The organism is Kineosporia mesophila, assembly GCF_021129235.1.
GTDB lineage: Bacteria > Actinomycetota > Actinomycetes > Actinomycetales > Kineosporiaceae > Kineosporia > Kineosporia mesophila.
Window position 1 is genome coordinate 203,401 of record NZ_JAJOMA010000013.1, and the last position, 20,156, is coordinate 223,556.

Annotated in this window: 19 protein-coding genes and 1 riboswitch; of the genes, 8 read left to right on the forward strand and 11 right to left on the reverse strand. The window is 69.9% G+C overall.

The window, feature by feature from the left end:
* Window positions 1-144: 144 nt before the first annotated feature.
* Entirely contained in the window at window positions 145-1,545 is a 1,401-nt protein-coding gene (locus LR393_RS19770) for a S1C family serine protease (protein WP_231485473.1), read from the forward strand.
* A gap of 70 nt (window positions 1,546-1,615) precedes the next feature.
* Window positions 1,616-2,065: a Sec-independent protein translocase family protein gene (locus LR393_RS19775; RefSeq protein ID WP_231485474.1), complete on the forward strand. Its 450-nt coding sequence runs from the start codon at window positions 1,616-1,618 to the stop codon at window positions 2,063-2,065.
* A gap of 151 nt (window positions 2,066-2,216) precedes the next feature.
* Here the strand turns inward: LR393_RS19775 and LR393_RS19780 are convergent, their stop codons facing one another.
* Window positions 2,217-3,347 carry an Mrp/NBP35 family ATP-binding protein gene (locus LR393_RS19780; RefSeq protein ID WP_231485476.1) on the reverse strand — a complete coding sequence of 377 codons (1,131 nt, stop codon included), beginning with the start codon at window positions 3,345-3,347 and terminating at the stop codon, window positions 2,217-2,219.
* A 179-nt stretch (window positions 3,348-3,526) separates the two neighbouring features.
* On the opposite strand from LR393_RS19780, the gene LR393_RS19785 reads away from it, so the two are divergent.
* A complete protein-coding gene (locus tag LR393_RS19785) occupies window positions 3,527-4,021 on the forward strand; it encodes a GAF domain-containing protein (RefSeq protein WP_231485478.1) in 495 nt (164 codons plus the stop codon).
* On the opposite strand, the gene LR393_RS19790 is transcribed toward LR393_RS19785, so the two are convergent.
* The 4 genes from LR393_RS19790 to LR393_RS19805 all read right to left on the reverse strand — a co-directional run bounded on the left by LR393_RS19790 (window position 4,018) and on the right by LR393_RS19805 (window position 8,793).
* Entirely contained in the window at window positions 4,018-5,946 is a 1,929-nt protein-coding gene (locus tag LR393_RS19790; protein ID WP_231485479.1) for an ATPase, T2SS/T4P/T4SS family, read from the reverse strand. The genes LR393_RS19785 and LR393_RS19790 overlap by 4 nt on opposite strands.
* Complete coding sequence (locus tag LR393_RS36530; RefSeq protein ID WP_231485480.1) at window positions 5,943-6,785, reverse strand: DUF1003 domain-containing protein; 843 nt, start codon at window positions 6,783-6,785, stop codon at window positions 5,943-5,945. The genes LR393_RS19790 and LR393_RS36530 overlap by 4 nt, the downstream gene beginning before the upstream one ends.
* Window positions 6,775-8,058 carry a magnesium transporter MgtE N-terminal domain-containing protein gene (locus tag LR393_RS35535; RefSeq protein ID WP_331282965.1) on the reverse strand — a complete coding sequence of 428 codons (1,284 nt, stop codon included), beginning with the start codon at window positions 8,056-8,058 and terminating at the stop codon, window positions 6,775-6,777. Before LR393_RS35535 ends, LR393_RS36530 begins: the two co-directional genes overlap by 11 nt.
* 147 nt (window positions 8,059-8,205) lie before the next feature.
* A complete protein-coding gene (locus LR393_RS19805) occupies window positions 8,206-8,793 on the reverse strand; it encodes a hypothetical protein (protein ID WP_231485481.1) in 588 nt (195 codons plus the stop codon).
* Window positions 8,794-8,919: 126 nt separating this feature from the next.
* Here LR393_RS19805 and LR393_RS36535 point away from each other — a divergent pair, with 126 nt between their 5' ends.
* Window positions 8,920-9,834: a DMT family transporter gene (locus LR393_RS36535; RefSeq protein WP_231485482.1), complete on the forward strand. Its 915-nt coding sequence runs from the start codon at window positions 8,920-8,922 to the stop codon at window positions 9,832-9,834.
* Here LR393_RS36535 and LR393_RS19815 read toward each other — a convergent pair.
* The 3 genes from LR393_RS19815 to LR393_RS19825 are packed head-to-tail and all read right to left on the reverse strand — an operon-like array spanning window position 9,801 to window position 12,240.
* A complete protein-coding gene (locus tag LR393_RS19815; RefSeq protein WP_231485483.1) occupies window positions 9,801-10,706 on the reverse strand; it encodes an HpcH/HpaI aldolase/citrate lyase family protein in 906 nt (301 codons plus the stop codon). The genes LR393_RS36535 and LR393_RS19815 overlap by 34 nt on opposite strands.
* Window positions 10,703-11,752, reverse strand: coding sequence for an HpcH/HpaI aldolase/citrate lyase family protein (locus LR393_RS19820; RefSeq protein ID WP_231485484.1), 1,050 nt, complete (start codon window positions 11,750-11,752; stop codon window positions 10,703-10,705). Before LR393_RS19820 ends, LR393_RS19815 begins: the two co-directional genes overlap by 4 nt.
* A 56-nt stretch (window positions 11,753-11,808) precedes the next feature.
* Entirely contained in the window at window positions 11,809-12,240 is a 432-nt protein-coding gene (locus LR393_RS19825) for a hypothetical protein (RefSeq protein WP_231485485.1), read from the reverse strand.
* 181 nt (window positions 12,241-12,421) lie between these two features.
* Here LR393_RS19825 and LR393_RS19830 point away from each other — a divergent pair, with 181 nt between their 5' ends.
* The gene (locus LR393_RS19830; protein WP_231485486.1) at window positions 12,422-13,147 is read left to right on the forward strand and encodes a hypothetical protein; all 726 of its coding nucleotides are present in this window, start codon (window positions 12,422-12,424) and stop codon (window positions 13,145-13,147) included.
* Window positions 13,148-13,193: 46 nt separating this feature from the next.
* On the opposite strand, the gene LR393_RS19835 is transcribed toward LR393_RS19830, so the two are convergent.
* Window positions 13,194-13,925, reverse strand: coding sequence for a phosphoadenylyl-sulfate reductase (locus LR393_RS19835; RefSeq protein WP_231485487.1), 732 nt, complete (start codon window positions 13,923-13,925; stop codon window positions 13,194-13,196).
* 244 nt (window positions 13,926-14,169) lie between these two features.
* Window positions 14,170-15,888, reverse strand: a complete 1,719-nt coding sequence (locus tag LR393_RS19840; RefSeq protein WP_231485488.1) for a nitrite/sulfite reductase — start codon at window positions 15,886-15,888, stop codon at window positions 14,170-14,172.
* A 257-nt stretch (window positions 15,889-16,145) separates the two neighbouring features.
* Window positions 16,146-16,247, reverse strand: a riboswitch (SAM riboswitch).
* A gap of 291 nt (window positions 16,248-16,538) precedes the next feature.
* Between LR393_RS19840 and LR393_RS19845 the strand changes: the two genes are divergently transcribed.
* The 3 genes from LR393_RS19845 (at window position 16,539) to LR393_RS19855 (ending at window position 19,524) form a co-directional block, all read left to right on the forward strand.
* Window positions 16,539-17,741, forward strand: coding sequence for an acyl-CoA dehydrogenase family protein (locus LR393_RS19845; RefSeq protein ID WP_231485489.1), 1,203 nt, complete (start codon window positions 16,539-16,541; stop codon window positions 17,739-17,741).
* Window positions 17,742-17,817: 76 nt separating this feature from the next.
* Window positions 17,818-18,447: a Dps family protein gene (locus LR393_RS19850; RefSeq protein ID WP_231485490.1), complete on the forward strand. Its 630-nt coding sequence runs from the start codon at window positions 17,818-17,820 to the stop codon at window positions 18,445-18,447.
* A gap of 132 nt (window positions 18,448-18,579) precedes the next feature.
* Window positions 18,580-19,524: a general stress protein gene (locus LR393_RS19855; RefSeq protein ID WP_231485491.1), complete on the forward strand. Its 945-nt coding sequence runs from the start codon at window positions 18,580-18,582 to the stop codon at window positions 19,522-19,524.
* A gap of 447 nt (window positions 19,525-19,971) precedes the next feature.
* Here LR393_RS19855 and LR393_RS19860 read toward each other — a convergent pair.
* Window positions 19,972-20,156: hypothetical protein (locus LR393_RS19860; protein WP_231485492.1), on the reverse strand; the 185-nt coding region annotated here is incomplete at its 5' end.

Genomic DNA, 20,156 nt, shown 5'->3' on the forward strand with positions numbered 1-20,156 from the left:
GGCGAGGCCGGTTCGCCGGGTCAGCCGGGTTCGCCGAGCCAGCCGGGTTCGCCGAGCCAGCCGGGTTCGCCGAGCCCTCATACCCCGGTCTTCCGCGCGCCTCAGTCCCCGCCGAGCGCCTGGTCGTCACCGAGCGGTGCGCCGTTGTCCGGCGCGAGCTGGTCCGCCGACCTCGGCGACTCCCAGGGCCAGCCGACCGGCCCCAACCCCCAGACCGGCCCGAACTTCCAGGCCGCTCCTAACTCCTCGGGCGGCACTGGTTCCCCGACCGGTCCGCAGTCGCAGTACGGCTATGGCCAGCCGAATCAGCCGAATCAGCCGAATCAGCCGAATCAGCCGGACCAGCCGTACGGTCAGTCGCTGGTGCCCGGGATGCAGCCGAGCTGGGGCAACCCGCCGCCCGTACCCCCGGGCCGGGCCAACGGCCGCTCGTCGGGCCGGGCCTCGCTCATCGCCGCGGCCCTCGGCGTCGGCCTGCTCGCCGGGGTGCTGGGCGGTTTCGGCGGCAGCGCGCTCTACGACGACGTGGCCGACTCCAGTGGCCGGGCGCCGACGCTGAATCTGCCGGAACCGGTGAAGGACAATCGCGACCAGACGGCCGGCGAGGTCACCGCGGTGGCCTCGGCCGTGACGCCGGCCGTGGTGTCGCTCGAGGTCACCTCGGCCAGTGCCGAGGGCACCGGCTCGGGCTTCGTGATCGACTCCGAGAACGGTTACATCCTGACGAACAACCACGTGGTCACGGCCGAGAGCGGTGACGCCACCGACTCGACGATCCGGGTCGTGTTCCAGGACGGCACCCAGGCCAAGGGCACGCTGGTAGGGGCCGACGCCTCCTACGACCTGGCCGTGGTCAAGGTGAAGGCGAAGGGTCTGCAGGAACTCACGTTCGGCGACTCCGACCAGACCCAGGTCGGCGACCCGGTGGTGGCGATCGGAGCCCCGCTCGGACTGCAGGGCACGGTCACCACGGGCATCGTGAGCGCGCTGAACCGCCCGGTCGCGGCGGGCGGGGGCGACAGCCCGGCGTTCATCAACGCGATCCAGACCGACGCGGCGATCAACCCGGGTAACTCCGGCGGTCCACTGGTGAACTCGGCCGGTCACGTGATCGCGGTGAACTCGGCGATCGCCCGGGTGCCCGACACCACGGGCAGCAGCACCTCGGGCAGCATCGGGCTGGGTTTCGCGATCCCGAGCAACCAGGCCCAGCGCACGGCCGAGCAGCTGATCCAGACCGGCAAGGCCGATCACCCGATCATCGGCGTCTCGCTCACCCAGAACTACACCGGGCAGGGCGTCCAGGTGGCCACCGGCGTGACCGGCGGCCAGCAGCCGGTCACGCCGGGCGGCCCGGCCGCCGACGCGGGTATCAAGGCGGGCGACGTCATCACCAAGTTCAACGGCCGGCCGGTGACGGCTCCGGACGAGCTGATCGTCGCGATCCGCGCCGAGAAGCCGGGGGACACCGTCAAGCTGACCATCCGTCGTAACGGGGGCAGCGAGAAAGAGGTCGAGGTGAAACTCAGTGCGTCCAGTGACTGAGCGTCAGGCCAGTGATGATGCCGGGCCCCGGGCGGTTGGACTTCCGCTCGGCAGCGCTTAGTCTCGCATCGTGTTCGGTATCAATCCGGCGGAGTTCATCGTCCTCGCGGCGGTGGCTGCGGTCGTGCTCGGCCCGGAGCGGCTGCCGCAGTACGCCCAGGGCCTGGCCCGTATCGTGGTCCAGCTGCGCAACATGGCCCAGGGCGCTTCTCGCCAGGTGCGGGAGGAACTCGGCCCCGAGTTCGACGACATCGACTGGCAGAAGCTCGATCCGCGCCAGTACGACCCTCGTCGCATCGTGCGGGAGGCACTCAGCGAAGCCTGGGACCCGGACGACCCGCTGGGTCTGAAGCAGAACGGTTACACCAGGGAAGACCTCGACCCGGGTGGGAACGGCACCTCGGCGAACGGCCGCGCCCAACGCTCGACGGCGTCCTCCAGCAGTGAGAGCGCCGACGCGATGGGTGAAAAGACCAAGCCGCCGGCCGGTACCCCGGCGTTCGACCCGGACGCCACCTAGCGCGGTGACCGAGGGATCCTCTTCCTGTTCGTGATCATGCGAACCTTCCCCGGGGAAGGTTCGCATGATCACGAACGGAAAAGGTGGCCGTCAACGCGTGAGAGCCCCCCGCAGATCTGCGGGGGGCTCTCACGCGTGGGGGAGAAGAGGCTCAGCGACCGGCCGGCGTCAGACCGAGCGAACGCCCAGCCAGCCCCCGGGCGCGGTGCCCGAGCTTGCGGGCCACGGCCGAGAGCGCCACGGCGGCGGCGCTGTCGGGGTGGGAGCGCACGACGGGCACCCCGGTGTCGCCCCCCTCACGCAGTGAGACGTCGAGCGGGATCTGGCCGAGCAGCGGCACCGGCGCGCCGATCGACTGCCCGAGGGAGTCGGCCACGGCCTGGCCCCCGCCGGACCCGAAGATCTCCAGCCGGGTGCCGTCGGGCTGCTCCAGCCAGGACATGTTCTCCACCACACCGACGATCTGCTGCTTGGTCTGCAACGCGATCGACCCCGCCCGCTCGGCCACCTCGGCCGCGGCGGTCTGCGGTGTGGTGACGACCAGGATCTCCGCGGTCGGCAGCAACTGGGCCGTGCTGATCGCGATGTCACCGGTGCCCGGCGGCAGGTCGAGCAGGAGCACGTCGAGGTCGCCCCAGAACACGTCGGTGAGGAACTGCTCCAGCGCCCGGTGCAGCATCGGCCCGCGCCACACCACCGGCTGGTTGCCGGGCACGAACATGCCGATCGAGATGATCTTCACGTCGTGCGAGACCGGCGGCAGGATCATGTCGTCCATGCGCGTGGGCGGACGGTCCACACCGAGCATGCGGGGCACCGAGAAGCCGTAGACGTCGGCGTCGAGCACACCCACGGAGAGCCCGTCGGCCGCCATCGCCGCGGCCAGGTTGACCGTGACCGACGACTTGCCCACACCGCCCTTGCCCGACGCGACCGCGTAGATACGGGTCAGCGAGCCGGGTCGGGCGAACGGGATCTCCTTGGTGGCCTGGCCCCCGCGCAGCTTCTCGCGCAGCGTGCCGCGCTGGTCGTCGGACATCACCCCGAGCGAGACCCCGACCTCCGAGACCCCGGCGACCTCCAGGACGGCGGCCTTAACATCGGCCGTGAGCCGGTCTTTCATGGGGCAGCCGGCGACCGTCAGCAGCACGTTGACCCGGACCGTGGAGCCGTCGACGTCGACGGATTCGACCATGTCGAGTTCGGTGATCGGACGACGGATCTCGGGATCGTTGACCGTGGAGAGAGCGGCGTGGACGGCATCTAGCAGCGGCGCTGGCATGAGTCGATGGTATGACCCTCCGGAGGAGCCCGAGCACGCGGACAGTCCTCGGACAACGATTCGGCGCGCGGGATGGCAGGATTTCCCGGAGGATGGTTTCGGGCCTGGGGGCGCCCACATTTGTTGACGATCTCGGCCGGTGGGGGTAAGCGAGCGTCGGCCGGTACGACCTTGGAGGTGTGGTGGAGCTTCCGCCACGGACCCCGTTACCCGCGGGCGCAGTACCGAGTCTCGACGAACTGTGTGTTCGCACGGCGCGGCGGCTGGGCAGCCCGGTCGCCCTGGTGTCGCTGGTCGACGGGGAGGGCCAGGCCCTGCCCGGCGCCTTCGGTCTGGCCGAGCCCTGGTCCAGCGAGCGCTGGACCCCTCTGACCCATTCGTTCTGCCAGCACGTGGTGACCTCCGGCAAACCGTTCGTGGTGGACAACGCCCACGACGACCCGTCGGTGGCGGACAACCTCGCGATCATGGAGCTCGGGGTCATCGCCTACGCCGGTGTGCCCCTGATCGCGGGTGACGACCAGAAGGTGGTCGGGGCGCTGTGCGCGATCGACCACAAGCCCCGGGTCTGGACCGACGAGCAGGTGCACGAGCTGAGCGCCCTCTCCGCCGAGGTCGCCGACCAGCTGGCACTCCTGATCCAGGAGATCGAAGAGTCCGACCGGAAGAGCTAGGTGACGACCACGGTCCGGCAGTAGGGGCAGACCCGCCAGTCCTCCTCGAGCGCCCGGGTGCAGTTCTGGCAGTGCCCGCGGTCGAGGTTCGTCGCGCAGTACGGGCAGGCCACCATGTCCTCGGAGACGTGCTTGCCGCACTTCGGGCACGAGTGGGTGGCCTCGGAGTCGGAGTGCGTGACCCGGATGACCTCTTCGTAGGTGGTCTTTCCCTGCCGGGCCTTGGCCAGTCCCGAGTTCCGCAGCGTGGACATCCCGGCCTGCCGCGCGGCCGCCGAGATCGAGCCCTCGCTGGCATCTTTCATCAGCACCTGGCGCATCGTGTTGTCCACGACGAGCACCTCGTAGACGGCGGTACGGCCCTTGTAGCCGGTGCCGCCGCACTCCGGGCAGCCGATGCCCTTCATCGGGGTGGCGCCCTCCAGGTCGGAGGGCAGCAGCCCGAGCACGGTCAGGGTGTCCTGCGTGGGGATGTAGGGCGCGATGCAGCTGGCGCACGGCGTGCGCACCAGACGCTGTGCGATCGCGCAGGTCAGGGACGACGCGACGAGGAACGGCTCGACGCCCATGTCGACCAGACGGGTCAGGGCGGCCACGGCCGAGTTGGTGTGCAGCGTGGTGAGCACCAGGTGACCGGTGATGGACGCGGTCAGCGCCAGTTCGGCGGTCTCCTCGTCGCGGACCTCACCGACCAGGATGATGTCCGGGTCCTGCCGCAGGATCGAGCGCAGGCCGGCCGCGAAGGTCATGCCGATCTTGGCGTTCGCCCCGACCTGGGTGATGCCGGGCAGCTGCACCTCGACCGGGTCCTCGAGCGTGACGATGTTCTTCTCCGGGTCGCTGATCTGCGCGATCGCGGAGTACAGGGTGTTCGTCTTGCCCGAGCCGGTGGGGCCGGTGATCAGCACCAGGCCCTGCGGCACGGCCAGGGACGCCTCGAAGTTGGCCAGCTGGTCGGGTTCGAAACCCAGTTGCGACAGGGTGGGTACCTCGTCGCCGCGGGTCAGGAGCCGGATGACGACCTTCTCGCCGTGCAGGCTCGGCAGGGTGCTGACGCGGCAGTCGATGGACATGCCCTCGACCACGATGCGGGTCCGGCCGTCCTGCGGGATCCGGCGCTCGGAGATGTCCAGACCCGACATGATCTTGATCCGGCTGATCACCGAGGTGGCGATGCGGCGCGGCGCGTTCATCACGTCACGCAGCAGACCGTCGATGCGGTACCGCACGCGCAGCACCTCACGCTGCACCTCGACGTGGATGTCGGAGGCGCGCAGCCGTACGGCGTCCCCGAAGATGCGGTTCACCAGCTTGACGATGGGCGCCTCGTCGTCGGCCGACCCGCCCAGCGACGAGAGGTCGGCCTCGTCCTCCTCGACGCTCTCCTCGGCCATAGAGACGGCGCTGGAGTCCGAGCCGAGCGACCAGGCCCGGGCCAGCTGGTCCCGGATCTGGCTGTCCGTGGCCACCATCACGGTGATGTCAGCGCTACGGGTGTAGAGCTTCACGTCGTCGAGCGCGAGCACGTTCGTCGGGTCGGCGGCGGCCACCAGCAGACCCTTGGACGTGCGGTCGAGCACCAGCACGCGGGTGCGCTCGGCCACCGCCCGCGGCAGCAGACGCACCACGTCGGGGGCGGGCATCGTGCGGGAGAGATCGACGATCTGCAGGCCGAGCAGCTTGGCCAGGGCCTCGGCGACGTCGCGCTCGGTGGCGAAACCGAGGTCGGACACCACCTGCCCGAGGCGGCGGCGCGGGGCGTCGGGGCGGCGCTGGTCGGCCAGGGCGAGATCGAGCTGGGCGGCGGTGAGGAGGCCGGAGTCGACGAGCACGTCCCCGAGTCGTCTGCGCCCAGCCGGTGGCGACTGACCGGGCTGGCGGGGTAGGCCGGGCTGAATCCCGGCGCCCGGAGGGGTCGTCGTCACGAACTCTCTGTCGGCACCACCGTGTCGTTTGTTGAGCCGGAACGGTGATCGCTCGACTCCGCACCGTTGTCGATAAAGGCCGGAGCAGGTCGGACCGCGCCGTTGGAGCCGCCGTTCGGGGATTCCTTGACATCTTTCTGTGACTTCGGGGACTTCTTCTTGGGCCGCGACGAGGCCGGCCGGTCGCCGAACTCCTCCAGCAGCGTTCGCAGCTCCGATCGGACGAAGTCCCGGGTGGCCACCTCGTTCAGCGCGATCCGCAGCGCGGCCACCTCGCGGGCCAGGTACTCGGTGTCGGCCAGCGAGCGTTCGGCCCGGTCGCGGTCCTGTTCCGCGGACACCCGGTCGCGGTCGGCCTGCCGGTTCTGGGCCAGCAGGATCAGCGGCGCGGCGTACGAGGCCTGAAGACTCAGCAGCAGTGTCATCAGCGTGAAGTTCAGCCGCCGGGGGTCGAACTGCAGGTTCTCGGGGGCGATCCAGTTCCAGGCCAGCCAGCCGCCGACGAACACCGTCATCCCGATCAGGAACGACGCCGTGCCCATGAAGCGGGCGAAGCGCTCGGAGGCCCGGCCGAACCGTTCGGTGTCCAGCGCCGGGGCGGTGCGGCGGTTACGGCGCGAGGCGTCGAGCGGGGAGTCCAGCCCACTGCCCGCCGAGGAGGTGAGCTTGCGGAACCACTGCGCGACCCCGCCGGACTCCCGCTCGGAAGCACGGGACCGCGGCTCGGTCCGGGCCTTGTCGGAGCGCTTCTGGCCCGGGCGCTTACGGTCGGCACGGCTGCGGTCCGGGCGGGTGCGCTCGGAGACCGGGCGGTCGAGGCGGACGCGATCAGAAGACACGCGGGATCTCCCCGGTCATGCCGGCGTCCCGCAGGTCGGCCGGGTCTTCGCGCCAGTGCCGGGGCAGCAGGTGGTCGAGCACGTCGTCCACCGTGACCGCGCCCACCAGCCGGCCGGTCTCGTCGGCGATCGGCGCCGACACCAGGTTGTAGTGCGCCATCACCCGGGCCACCTGCTCCAGGGTCGCGTGGGTGGGCAGGGCCTTGACGTCCTTGTCCATGATCGAGCCGACGGACTGGTGCGGGGGCTCGCGCAGCAGGCGCTGGATGTGCACCATGCCCAGGTACTTACCGGTCGGGGTCTCCAGGGGCGGGCGGCAGACGAACACGGCCGCGGCCACGGCGGGGGAGAGATCGGCGCGGCGCACCCGGGCCAGCGCCTCGGCGATCGCGGCGTCCGGCGGCAGCACCACCGGTTCCGGGGTCATCAGCCCCCCGGCGGTGTCGTCGTCGTAGGCCAGCAGCCGGCGCACGTCCTCGGCCTCGTCCGGCTCCATCAGTTCCAGCAGCTGATCGCGCTGTTCCAGGGGCAGCTCGGAGAGCAGGTCGGCGGCGTCGTCGGGCTGCATCGCCTCGAGCACGTCGGCGGCCCGGCCGGACTCCAGCGCGGTGAGGATCTCGACCTGCGCCTCTTCGGGCAGCTCCTCGAGCACGTCGGCCAGCCGGTCGTCGGTCAGGGCCGATGCCACCTCGTGCCGGCGTTTGGGGGCCAGCTCGTGGATCACCTCGGCCAGGTCGGCGGCCTTCAGTCCCTCGAACGCGGCCAGCAGGTTGGCGGCACCCTGACGTTCCTCGACGATGCCGAAACCATCGAGGTCGTCAATGTCGACGACGAAGGCTTCACCCTTGCGGGCGAACCGGCCCGGCCGGACCCGGCGCACGTAGGCCCGGCACAGCCGCCACTCCTTGGTGCGGCTGGGCTGCATGGCGACGTCTTCGATGACGACCCGGCTGTCGTCCTCCCGGAGCGTCACCGTGCGGTCGAGCAGCTCGCCCAGCACCAGCGTCTCGGTCGGCCTCTGCTCGAAGCGGCGCATGTTCACCAGGCCGGTGGTGATCACCTGACCGGCGTCGATGTTGGTCACACGGGTCATCGGCAGGAACACCCGACGGCGCCCGACCACCTCGACCATGAGCCCGACCACGCGGATCGGCTTGCCGGGCCGGAACATGACAATGACGTCGCGGACCCTCCCGACCTGATCGCCGAGCGGGTCGAAGACGGCCAGACCGGCCATCCGCGCGACGAAAATCCGGTTCGCGGAAGCACCCACGCGCCTCACCCTAGGCGGCAGGGTTCAGATCGGCTCGCTGGGGTTGTGGTGGCGTGGATCACCGATTGAGGACGACGTTCACCTTCTCCGGCGAGGTTCGCCTACCGGCGACCGAGGTGAGGGAGCGGTGAAGGCTCAGCCTCGTCCTTAATTCTGGTCGTCGTCGTTGCGCCGGCGCAGCCGCAGCGCCCGGCGCAGGCGGCTGCCCAGATGGAACGGCCGCTTCTCGGTGGTGGTGCCCGGACCGCCGAGCACGGGCAGCGACCCGGTCGGGGTGGAGTCGTCGCCCTCGGCCGCCACCGTCACCGCGATCGGGCGCAGCAGCGAGACCACCGCGCCGGACGCCCAGCGCTCGCGCTGCTGGGCCACGTCGACCGCGTTGAGACGGGCCGCGGACAGGACGGTCGCCGCCGCGTCCCACTCCGGGGTGTGCGAGGTCAGCGTGTCCACGTGGGCGAGGAAACCGATGACGGCCGCGCCGGTGTCCTTGCTGCGGGCCATCACCTCGACCTCCCCGGTCAGCACCGGGAGCATCTGTTCACCCGCGCCGTAGACCAGGGCCACCGCATCGTCGTGCCAGGTGTGCCAGACCGCCTGGTAGCGGTCGGTGCCACCGGGTTTGACCCACACCACGTCACTACGGCTGCAGGCCTCGGCAACCAGCGCCGCCTCGACCGGGGACAGCGGCCGGCGCAGTTGCTGCTGCCCGTGGCCGGGAGCGGGTTGGGCGGTCACATCTGCGAGCGTGCCACAGGTGTCTGGTAGTTCCGCCCGCTCCGGGCGGTCTGCGACCCAGCTGTGGCCGGGACGTGACCTGATCACCGCGCGGCCGTGACTTCGGGCTCTGGTACGAGTGGAGCCGTGACTCCCTTTCGCGCCTGGATCCTCGTCGCCATCGCCGTGGCCGGAGTCTCCTCCTCCGGGCCGATCACGGCGGGCTCGGTGGCCCCGGTGGTGGCGATCGCGCTCTGGCGCAACCTGGCCGGCGCCGGAATCAGTGGTATCTGGGCCCTATTTCGCGATCGCCACGGTTTGGGAAGGTTGGACCGAAAGACGTTCGGGCTGGCCGTCGTCTCCGGGCTGGTGCTCGCCGCGCACTTCTCCAGCTGGTTCGCCAGTCTGCGAATGACCAGTGTCGCCGCCTCGACGGCCCTGGTCTCCACCACCCCGATCCTCACCGTGGCCTTCGACCTGGCGCGGCGTGTGCCCGTTCCCCGCGCGGTGCTGATCGGCGTGGCGGTGTCGATGACGGGCGTCGTGGCGATCACGGGGGTGGACGCCGGTCGCTCGGGCCGGGCGCTCGCGGGCGACGGCCTCGCGCTCTTCGCCGCGGCGGCGATGGCCGTCTACATGCTGGCCGGTACCCGGGTCATGCGGACCACGTCGCCCGCCGTCTACACGCTCGTCGCCTACGGGGCCTGCGCGACGGTGCTGCTGCCCGCGGCCCTGATCTCCGGCACCCAGCTCACCGGCTTCTCCACCCGCACCTGGCTGGAGATCGTCACCGTCACGATCGCCGCGCAGGTGCTCGGGCACACTCTGTTCAACGTCACGCTGCCGCACGTGGGCGCCACCCCGCTGGCCCTCGCGATCCTGCTGGAGGTGCCCGGCGCATCCCTGCTGGCCTGGGCCTACCTGGGCGAGGCACCCCCGCTCGCCGTCCTGCCCGGCGCCGTGCTGATGCTGCTGGGGCTGGTGGTCGTGGTGCGGTCGCGCGCCGGCGAACCCAACCCCGTTCGTGATCATGCAAAACCTCCCCGGGGAGACTTTGCATGATCACGAAAAGGATCTTGGGGCTTCCCGGGGTGGCCCAGGGTTTCGGCCACCGCCAGGATCCGCCGGGCGTTGGCCACGTGCAGGTTCTCGATCAGCCGCCCGTTCACCGTGGCCACCCCGCGCCCCGTGGCCACCGCCTCGTCCCAGGCCTGAAGGATCTCCCGGCTCTGCGCGATCTGGTCGGCCGACGGTGAGAAGATCCGGTTGCACGGCCCGACCTGGGAGGGGTGGATCAGGGTCTTGCCGTCGAAACCGAACTGCCGGCCCTGCACGCACTCGGCCTCGAACCCGGCCGGGTCCTTCACGTCGTTGTAGACCCCGTCGAGCACGACCTTGCCCGCGGCCCGCCCCCCGAGCAGCGCCAGCTGGATGCCGGTGAGCAGCGGGGCCCGGCCGGGTACGGGCTCGGCCTGCAACTCGTTCGCCAGGTCGTTGGTACCCAGCACGAGCACGGTGAGCCGCTCGGAGGCGGAAGCGATCTGTGCGGCGGAGAAGAGGGCCGCGGGGGTCTCGAGCATCGCCCAGATCGGGAGGTCGCCCGGCAGCGCCTGCTCGACCTCGTGCACGGTCGCGGGCGACGACACCTTGGGCACCAGCACGGACGACGGTCCGGCCGAGGCCGCGGCCGCGAGGTCGTCGGCGTGCCACGGGGTACCGGGCGCGTTCACCCGGATCACCACCTCCCGCGACCCGTAGGCCTTCGCCGCGACCAGCGCGCAGACCCGTTCCCGGGCGGCCGGTTTGGCCTCGGGCGCGACCGCGTCCTCGAGGTCGAGCAGCAGCACGTCGGCCGGGATGTTCTTCGCCTTCTCCAGGGCCCGATCGTTGGATCCGGGGAGGTAGAGGGCCGAACGGCGGGGGGTGAACGTCATGAGGCGATTCCGTAGAGATCGGCCAGTTCCGGATCGCGCGCGGCGAGGGCCCTGGCGGTGGAAAGGATCACGTGGCACTGCTTCACCGAGGCGTCGTCTTCCATGCGCCCGTCGAGCAGCACCGCGCCGGTGCCGTCGCCCATCGCCTCGACCACCCGCCGGGCGTGCCGCACGTCGTCCCGGCTGGGGCTGAAAACCTTCTTGGCGATGGGTATCTGGGCCGGGTGCAGGCTCCAGGCGCCGACGCAGCCGAGCAGGAAGGCGTTGCGGAACTGGTCTTCGCAGGCCATCGTGTCGCGGATGTCGCCGAACGGCCCGTAGTAGGGATGGATGCCGTTCATCACACAGGCGTCGACCATCCGGGCGATCGTGTAGTGCCAGAGGTCTTGCTGGTACGTGGCCCGGTCGGTGCCGTCGGACGAAGGGTCTTGCCGCACCAGGTATCCCGGGTGCCCACCGCCGACCCGGGTGGTCTTCATCCGTCGGTTCGCGGCCAGGTCGGCCGGGCCCAGCGAGAGCCCCTGAAGGCGGGGGCTGGCCGCGCAGATCTCCTCGACCCGGGCCACACCGGCCGCCGTCTCGAGGATGGCGTGAATCAGGATCGGCTTGCGCAGAGCGGCTTTGGCCTCGAGCTGGGCCAGCAGCCGGTCCACGTAGTGAATGTCCTCGGGCCCCTCCACCTTCGGGATCATCACCACGTCGAGCACGTGCCCGACCTCCAGCACCGCGGTGACGAGATCGTCCAGGCCCCAGGGTGAGTCGAGGGAATTGACCCGGGTCCACAGTTGCGTGCCCGGGGTGCTCCAGCTCTGGCCCACCTCGACCAGACCGGCCCGCGCGGCCTCCTTGTCGGCCGCGGGCACCCCGTCTTCCAGATTGGCCAGCAGAACGTCGACCTTCGGCGCTAGGTCCGGCACCTTCGCGACCATCCGGGCGTTGGAGGGCGGGAAGAAGTGGATCATGCGGGAGGGCACGGCCGGGATCTCCCGCAGAGGTGCGGGCGCCCCGACAGCCAGGGGACGGTAGAAGTCCTTCGGGCTTCGCATGGAACGAGGTTAGGCCGGGCGGTGCCGCACGGGGAGGGCTCTACGTGTGCGCGGCGTCACCGTGGATGACGGGCCAGGAAGGCCGCGCCGGCCCGGGCCCGCACCGCGATGCCGCGTGCGGCGAAGCCCACCACCGCCAGGATGATGAGGCAGAACACCAGGCGGGGAGGGTCGGTGGGGTCGGTCACGGCCAGGCCCAGGGCCACGATCGCCCCGCCCAGGCAGAACCACAGACCGATGCGGCGGGCGACCATCCCGTCGGCCACGGCCCGCAGTTTCGGCAGGTCCCGGGCCGGTGCCTCGCCGCCGGATTGCACCCGCTTCCGCAGTTCGGCCTGATCCGGCACCGACACCCCGTCGAGCTCGGGCGGCACCTGGCCGATCGCCGAGCTGCCGACGGTGGCGCGCACCATCGGCACGATCATCACGATCACGCCGCCCACGATCAGTACCAGGCCGAGGGTCGCGAGTACGTCTTCACCGTTCACGGCGCCCAGCCAACCGGGTGCAGGGCCGATCAGTCCAGCTCAACGGCATCACAACGCGCCGACCGCGGCCCGGCCGGGGAAATTCCGGGCATCCGGACCGCACAAGGTTCCCCCGTCGGTGCGGTGGCCGCCCGGTACGCGGCAACGTGCTGGATCTTGCCCACCCCGTAGCCTCGACCTCATGAGCCCTGACGCGATCAGACCTCCGGCCACCCTGGTGGGGCAGGCCGTCGTCTGCGGCATCGCCGTCGCCGCGGCCCGGTTCGTGCCCGTGCCCCTGCTCGACGACGCGATCCGACTGCGGGCCACCCAGGTCGCCGTCGTGCGCACGCTGCGGGCGGGCGGCCGGGAGTACCCCTCCAAGCGCGTCGCCCCGCTGTACGAGGGCGCCGAGGGCGGGGTGTTCGCCGAGGCGATGAAGTACCTGCGCTCGGTGCCGCGCCGGGTGGTCCTCTTCCCGGTGCGCAAGTATGTCGCGATCTTCGGTGCCGTGCGCGGGGTTCCGGCCGACGTGATGAAGGTCGTGCTGCTGTCGCGGGCCATCAACCGCAGTCTGGTGCAGGGCCGGCTGGCCGACGGCACCGACAAGAAGGAGCGGGAGGCCGAGGCGAAGGAACTGCGCCGGGCCTTCGACGAGGCGCTGAAGGGCATGGACCTGTCGCTGCTCAAGGCCGCGATCGGCGACGGGCTCTCGCAGGGCCGCAAGCTCACGCCCGCCGCGGTGAAGTTCGCCCGTCAGACCTTCGGCAAGTCGGCCGACGAGCCGGTGCGCGATGCCGAGCTGGAGCCCGACGGTGAGGTCGGCAAGAGCGCCGAGCGGGTCGAGAAGGCGCTGAACCGCCCCGAGATCCAGGTGATTCTCGAGCGTTTCGACGAAGAGTTCGAAAAAGCCCGCAAGCGGAATTGAAGACGAGGCGGGCACCCGGGGTGCCCGCCTCGTCTTCAATTCGGGGTTACTGGTGGATGCCGCACTCGGACTTGGCCCGGCCCGCCCAGCGACCGGCGCGCGCGTCCTCACCGGGAGCCACGGCCCGGGTGCACGTGGAGCAGCCGATCGACCGGTACCCCATCTGCAGCAGCGGGTTGCTGAGCACCTCGGGGTGCGCGTCCTGGTAGTTCTCCACGTCTTCGTCGGTCCACGAGGCGATCGGCGCCAGCTTGAGCAGGTCGCGCTTGGCGTCCCACTGCACGACCGGCGTGTTCGCCCGGGACTCCGACTCGACCCGGCGAAGACCCGTGGCCCAGGCCCGGTATCCGCGCAGCGCGTTGTTCAGCGGGGCCACCTTGCGCATGGCGCAGCAGGCGTCCGGATCCGTCTGCCAGAGCTTTCCGCGCTTGGCCTCGTGCTCCTCGACCGATTCCTTCGGCCGGATGCTGAGCATGCGCAGCGGGTAGGAGTGCTGCACGGCCTGCGCGGTGCCGATCGTCTCGGCGAAGTGGTAGCCGGTGTCGACGAAGAGCATGTCGGTGCCGGGCACGGCCCGGGAGGTCAGGTGGGCCAGGGCGGTGTCGCCCATCGACGCGGTGATCACCAGGCCCTTACCGAAAGCCCTTCCGGCCCAGCCCAGAACGGTGAGCGGGTCGGCGCCCTCGAGTGCCCGGGCGGCCTCCGCCGCGAAACCCGGCGCGTCTTCCTCCAGTGCGGCCGCGACGTCCTCGGGCCGGCTGATCAACGATCCGATCATTGCTGTCACTCTCCAGTGCGGGGGCCGGGGGAGGTGCCCGCGTGAGTGGAATGCTTACCAGGGATGGAAGGTTCGAGCTGCTCCGGACGGTGCAGCCCGTGAAAGCTCAGGCTGAAGACGCGAAGGCAGCTACGACAGTGCCAGCCGCCGCGGGTCAGGCCCTCGACCGAGCCACTGGCCACGGGTCGCAGGTCTTCCTCGCCGCAGAACGGGCAACAGTACGGAACGGCTCTCGCGGTCTCGCTCATGAAAGGTCGGCCTCTTCCGCCCGGATCACCCAGGAGGCGAAGGTCTCGTCGTCCTTGCGCTGGGCCAGCCAGCGGCGCACCATCCGCTCGACGTAGTCGGGCAGATCGGCGGCCGTGCTCTTCAGCCCGCGCACCTTCCGGCCAAAACCGGCATGCACGCCGAGCCCACCGCCCAGGTGGATCTGGAAACCGTCGACCGTCTCGCCCTGCGGGTCTTCCGGGTTCGGGAGCTGCACGCCCTTCAGGCCGATGTCGGCGATCTGGGCGCGGGCGCAGGAGTTCGGGCAGCCGTTCATGTTGATCGACAGGCTGGGCCCGTCGAGCGTGAACAGCTCCGGCACGTCGGCCAGACGGTTCTCCAGCTCCGCCACCAGGGTGGTGGCCGTGCTCTTGGTGGCCGTGATCGCGAGCTTGCAGAACTCGATGCCGGTGCAGGCCATCGTGCCCCGCCGGAACGCGGAAGCCCTGGCCGTGAGACCGATCTGGTCGAGCGCGTCGAGCAGATCGGGCACCTTGGAGGCCACCACGTCGAGGATCACGATCTTCTGCTGCGGGGTGAACCGCACCCGGTCGCTGCCGGCCGCCTCGACCGCGGCGGCCAGCTTCGCCAGCTTGTCACCGCTGACCCGGCCCACGATCGGCGCGACCCCGACGTAGAACTTGCCGTTCTTCTGCCGGTGCACACCGACGTGGTCGTGCCGGCCCTCGGGGAGCTCCGGCGCCGGGCCGTCGATCAGCTTGCGGTGCAGGTACTCGTCTTCCAGCACCTGACGGAAGACCTCCGGGCCCCAGTCGGCCATCAGGAACTTCAGGCGGGCCCGGTTGCGCAGACGCCGGTAGCCGTAGTCGCGGAAGATCTTGATCACGCCGTGCCAGACGTCCGGCACCTCGTCCAGCGGGATCCAGGCGCCCAGGCGCCTGGCCAGCATCGGGTTCGTCGAGAGACCGCCACCGACCCACAGGTCGAAACCCGGCCCGTGCTCGGGGTGGTTCACCCCGACGAACGCGATGTCGTGGATCTCGTGGGCGACGTCCTGGTTCGGGTTACCACTGATCGCGGTCTTGAACTTCCGCGGCAGGTTCTGGAGATCCTCGTCGCCCACGTACATCTCGCGGATCCTGAGCATCGCCGGCGTGCCGTCGATGATTTCGTCGGCAGCCACTCCGGCGACCGGCGAGCCCAGGATCACGCGCGGGGTGTCCCCGCAGGCGTCGATGGTGATGAGACCGGCATCCTCGAGCGTGGCCCAGATCCGCGGCATGTCCTCGATCCGGATCCAGTGGAACTGGATGTTCTGCCGGTCGGTGACATCCGCCGTGTCCCGGGCGAACTCGGTGGAGATGCCGGCCAGCGTGCGCAGCTGGTGCAGGTCGACCGCACCACCGTCGGTGCGCACGCGCAGCATGAAGTACTCGTCGTCCAGCTCGTGCGGCTCCAGGGAGGCCGTGCGGCCGCCGTGGATCCCGGGCCGGCGCTGGGTGTACAGGCCCCACCAGCGCATCCGGCCCCGCAGGTCGTCACCGGGGATGCTGTCGAAACCGCCCTTGGCGTAGGCCTCGACCCGCTCGCGGACGGCCAGACCGCCTTCCTTCGCCTTCCACGCCTCGTTCGGCGTGAGCGGCGTGGTCTCACCCAGGGCCCACTGGCCCTCCGAGCGCTTCGGCCGGGGCGGGAAGGCGATACCGGCGCCGGACTGTTCGGTGTCGGTGCTCACGTGCGGTTCCTCCGGGTGATGACGAGGTGTCTGTCAGTAAAGCTGGGGTCTCAGGACCGCGACCGTCACCCGGCCGGCGCCGCAATGGGCGCGAACTACCCGGGAAGGTGACGGTCAGAAGTCCGTGAAGACGAGCGCTGGTGCTGTTCGGCTGATCCGGTGGATCAGCGACAGGTCGCGCTCGCGGTCCTGAGCAGGTCGACGTAGGCGCGCTTCGTCAGGTTCTGCATCGTTGCGCCAGTGACTCGCATGTTTCTCCTCCATCGGTCCTGGCGGTAGCACCGGGCCCTGCACCCTCTGGGGTGGGGTGGTTGCTGCGGCTTCGTCGAGCCAGGTCTCTCAGCCGCTCTGGATGGTTTTCTTGACCGTACGTTCACATAACGCGATCGTCAATGAGCAAGTCCAGGATTTGGGACGACCCAAGCAACCCTTTGGTCTGACGGCCTCCTTCGCGAGGTGCCTGCGCTCAGGAAGAACCAGCAGCCTGCGGGCCTGATTCCCTGATCGGCGCCGATCACGGTGCCGGCTCACCGTGTTACGCAGTGGTGTCGCTCACATGTGGGGCAGGTGTGTGACCTGGGGGCTCAGCTCATACTCGGCTCAGACTCGGCGGGGACCCGAGTTCGGCCGGACCGACCAGGGAGCGCGCGATGGGGCGTCTGCAGAGCACCGAGGGCCTGACCGATGACCAGAAGGAGATTCTGAAGGCGGTCCGGGTCTTCGTGGACGAGCAGATCCTCCCGGTCGCCACCGGGCTGGAGCACCGCGACGAGTACCCGGTGAAGATCGTCGAGGGCATGAAGGAGATGGGGATCTTCGGCCTGATGATTCCCGAGGAGTACGGCGGCCTGGGCGAGTCGCTGCTCACCTACGCCCTGGTCGTGGAGGAGATCTCGCGCGGCTGGATGAGCGTCTCCGGCATCGTCAACACTCACTTCATCGTCGCCTGGATGCTGATCCAGCACGGCACGCCGGAACAGAAGCGGCGCTACCTGCCACGGATGGCGACGGGGGACCTGCGGGGGGCCTTCTCGATGTCGGAGCCGCACTGCGGGTCGGACGTCGCGGCGATCCGGACCCGGGCCGTGGCCCGGGCGGGCGGGGGCTGGGCGATCACCGGCCAGAAGATGTGGCTCACCAACGGCGGCTCCTCGAGCCTCGTGGCCGTGCTCACCAGGACCGACACCGGTGCGTCCTCGGTCTACCGGAACATGACGACCTTTCTGGTGGAGAAGGAGCCCGGTTTCGGTGAGGTGGCGCCCGGTCTCACGGTGCCGGGCAAGATCGAGAAGATGGGGTACAAGGGCGTCGACACCACCGAGCTGGTCTTCGACGAGTACCTGATCGAGGACGCGTGTGTGCTCGGTGGGGAGCCCGGGCGCGGCTTCTACCAGATGATGGACGGTGTCGAGGTGGGCCGGGTCAACGTCGCTGCGCGAGCCTGTGGCGTGGCCCTGCGCGCGTTCCAGATCGGGATCGAGTACGCCCAGATGCGCGAGACTTTCGGTAAGAAGATCGCCGAGCACCAGGCCGTGCAGTTCCGGCTGGCCGAGATGGCCGTGAAGGTCGAGGCGGCGCACCAGATGATGGTGAAGGCGGCCCGGGTGAAGGATTCCGGGGCCCGCAACGACCTCGAGGCCGGGATGGCCAAGTACCTGGCCAGTGAGTACTGCTCGCAGGTGGTGGAGGACTCGTTCCGCATCCACGGCGGTTACGGGTACTCGAAGGAGTACGAGATCGAGAGGCTGTACCGCGAGGCCCCGATGTTACTGATCGGTGAGGGAACGGCCGACATCCAGCGCATGATCATCGGGCGTCGTCTGCTGGAGGAATACGGCTCCAAATCCTCATGATCGTGTGAAGATTCGGCGGTCCGGGGGAGTGCCGTCTCGACCTGCGACGCCCGGCCCACCGACCTACCGTGAGTGCATGGCTACTGCGACTTCTTCCACGAACAGCAAGGAACAGCTCTCGACCACCCAGGTCAGCCCGAACACGCCGGACGCCTTCGAGGGCACCCCGACGTTCACGGTGCCCGGGCTGACGCTCGACGAGGGTTCCGCGACCGCCGCCGTGCTGCAGAAGATCCTGAACACCTACAACGACCTGCACCTCACGCTGAAGCACGTGCACTGGAACGTGGTCGGCCCGAACTTCATCTCGGTCCACCAGATGATCGACCCGCAGGTCGACGCCGTGCGGGGTTACGCCGACGACGTCGCCGAGCGCATCGCCACGCTGGGCAGCTCGCCGCAGGGCACTCCGGGTGCCCTCGTCGAGCAGCGTGACTGGGACGACTACTCGATCGGCCGCGCCGGTGCGATCGAGCACCTGGCTGCCCTCGACGCCGTGTACATCGGTGTGATCACCAGCATCCGCAAGGCGGCTGAAGACACCGAGGAGCTCGACGACGTCACCAACGACCTGCTGATCGGGCACCTGCACGAGATCGAGCAGTTCCACTGGTTCGTGCGGGCGCACCTGGAGAACGCCGGCGGCCAGCTGAGCACCCAGGGCGCGAAGACCGAGAAGGGTTCCGCGAAGGCCGCCACCTCCTGAAGTTCAGCTCTCGGCGATGGCGGAAACTCCCGCGGTGATCCCGTACGTTCAACGCTGAGAGTCACCTGAACAGATTCCGGCAGTCCCTCGGCGCGGATGCGCCGGGGGCCCGGGATCAGGGAGAATGATCCTATGTCGAACCTCAGCCCGCTCCGGGCCCAGTCCCAGCCGGGCCTGCCCACACCGCCGCGTGGCGACACCATCGCTCAGTACGCCACCTACGCCGAGGCCCAGCGTGCGGTCGACTACCTCTCCGACAACCACTTTCCCGTGCAGGCCGTCACCATTGTCGGGGTCGACCTGCAGATGGTCGAGCGGGTCACGGGTCGTCTGACCTACTCCCGCGTGGCCGTGGCCGGTCTATTCTCGGGCGCCTGGTTCGGCCTCTTTGTCGGCCTGCTGATCTTGCTCTTCGGTACTGCCGAGGGCGCCAGCCTCTTCGCGGCCATGCTGATCGGTGCGGCTTTCGGTGGGCTGTTCGGGCTCATTTCCTACGCCTTCACCGGTGGACGGCGTGACTTCACCAGCACCAGCCAGATCGTCGCCGGCGAGTACCGTGTGCTCTGCCTCACCGAGCAGGCCGGTCCCGCCCGCCAGCTGCTGAACAAGCTGGCCGATGAGGGCGGCCCGCGCAGCCAGCCCGCGCGCCCCGTCACGAACGTGCCTCCGGCCCCCCAGTCGTACCCGCAGTCCTACCCCCAGCAGCCGCCGTACCCCCAGCAGCCGCCGCAGGGCCAGCCGTGGGGTCAGCCCTGGGGCCAGCCGCCGGTGAGCCCGCCGCCGCAGCCGGGTCAGCCGGGTCAGTACGGCCAGCCTGGGCAGTTCGGCCAACCGGGTCAGCCTGGGCAGTACGGTCAGCCGGCTCCGCAGGAGCAGCCTCCGCCGCCGGTCAGTGGTCCGACCTACAGCGAGATGATCGACCGCAAGAAAGCCGAAGAGCGTGAGGCCGCCGAGCGCGAAGCGGCCGAGAAGCACCGCCGCCAGCAGACTGAGCGTGAGGCTACCGAGCAGCACGCGACCCAGGAACAGCCGCAGGCCACCCAGCCCCAGCCGATCCAGCACGACCCGGAGCAGTAGGCAGTAGTTTTCGGCCCGTGGGGGCGCTTCCGATCCAGGAGGCGTCCCCACTCGGCGTTTTGGCGGCTACGAGGACGGTGTTCGGGTGCGGGCGGGAACGGCGTACGGGTGCGGAGTGAAGGTACGGAGCGCGGGGCGCGGAGTGAAGGTACGGAGCGCGGGGCGCGGAGTGAAGGTGCGCAGCGCGGGGCGCGGAGTGAAGGTGCGCAGCGCGGGGCGCGGAGTGAAGGTGCGCAGCGCGGGGTGCGAAGTGAAGGTACGGAGCGCGGGGCGCGAAGTGAAGGTGCGCAGCGCGGGGCGAAGGTGCGGGGCGCGCGGAGTGAAGGTGCGGAGCGCGGGGCGAAGGTGCGGGGCGCGCGGAGTGAAGGTACGGAGCGCGGAGTGAAGGTGCGGTGTGCGGGGGTAGCGCGCGGCCGGTGCACCGTGACCCCGCCCACCTTTCCGTGATCACGAAGGGGTTTTGAGGGGCGTCTCGGTGCGGGCATGGGTGGCCGGCGTCTTCTTTCTGTGGTCAGGCCAATCCCCAGCCTTGGCCGGGAGGTGCTTCCATTGCTCGGCGTTCTGGAGCTCGGCCATTCGCAGTTCTAGAACTCTGGGGAGGTTTTGCATGATCACGAACGGTTTTCGGGGGG

Bases quoted from the DNA above. Each gene is read 5' to 3' on its own strand.
- LR393_RS19780 (WP_231485476.1), bottom strand. From the start codon at position 3,347: ATGCCAGCGCCGCTGCTAGATGCCGTCCACGCCGCTCTCTCCACGGTC.
- LR393_RS19815 (WP_231485483.1), bottom strand. From the start codon at position 10,706: ATGACGTTCACCCCCCGCCGTTCGGCCCTCTACCTCCCCGGATCCAAC.
- LR393_RS19820 (WP_231485484.1), bottom strand. From the start codon at position 11,752: ATGCGAAGCCCGAAGGACTTCTACCGTCCCCTGGCTGTCGGGGCGCCC.
- LR393_RS19830 (WP_231485486.1), top strand. From the start codon at position 12,422: ATGAGCCCTGACGCGATCAGACCTCCGGCCACCCTGGTGGGGCAGGCC.
- LR393_RS19835 (WP_231485487.1), bottom strand. From the start codon at position 13,925: ATGATCGGATCGTTGATCAGCCGGCCCGAGGACGTCGCGGCCGCACTG.
- LR393_RS19845 (WP_231485489.1), top strand. From the start codon at position 16,539: ATGGGGCGTCTGCAGAGCACCGAGGGCCTGACCGATGACCAGAAGGAG.
- LR393_RS19850 (WP_231485490.1), top strand. From the start codon at position 17,818: ATGGCTACTGCGACTTCTTCCACGAACAGCAAGGAACAGCTCTCGACC.
- LR393_RS19855 (WP_231485491.1), top strand. From the start codon at position 18,580: ATGTCGAACCTCAGCCCGCTCCGGGCCCAGTCCCAGCCGGGCCTGCCC.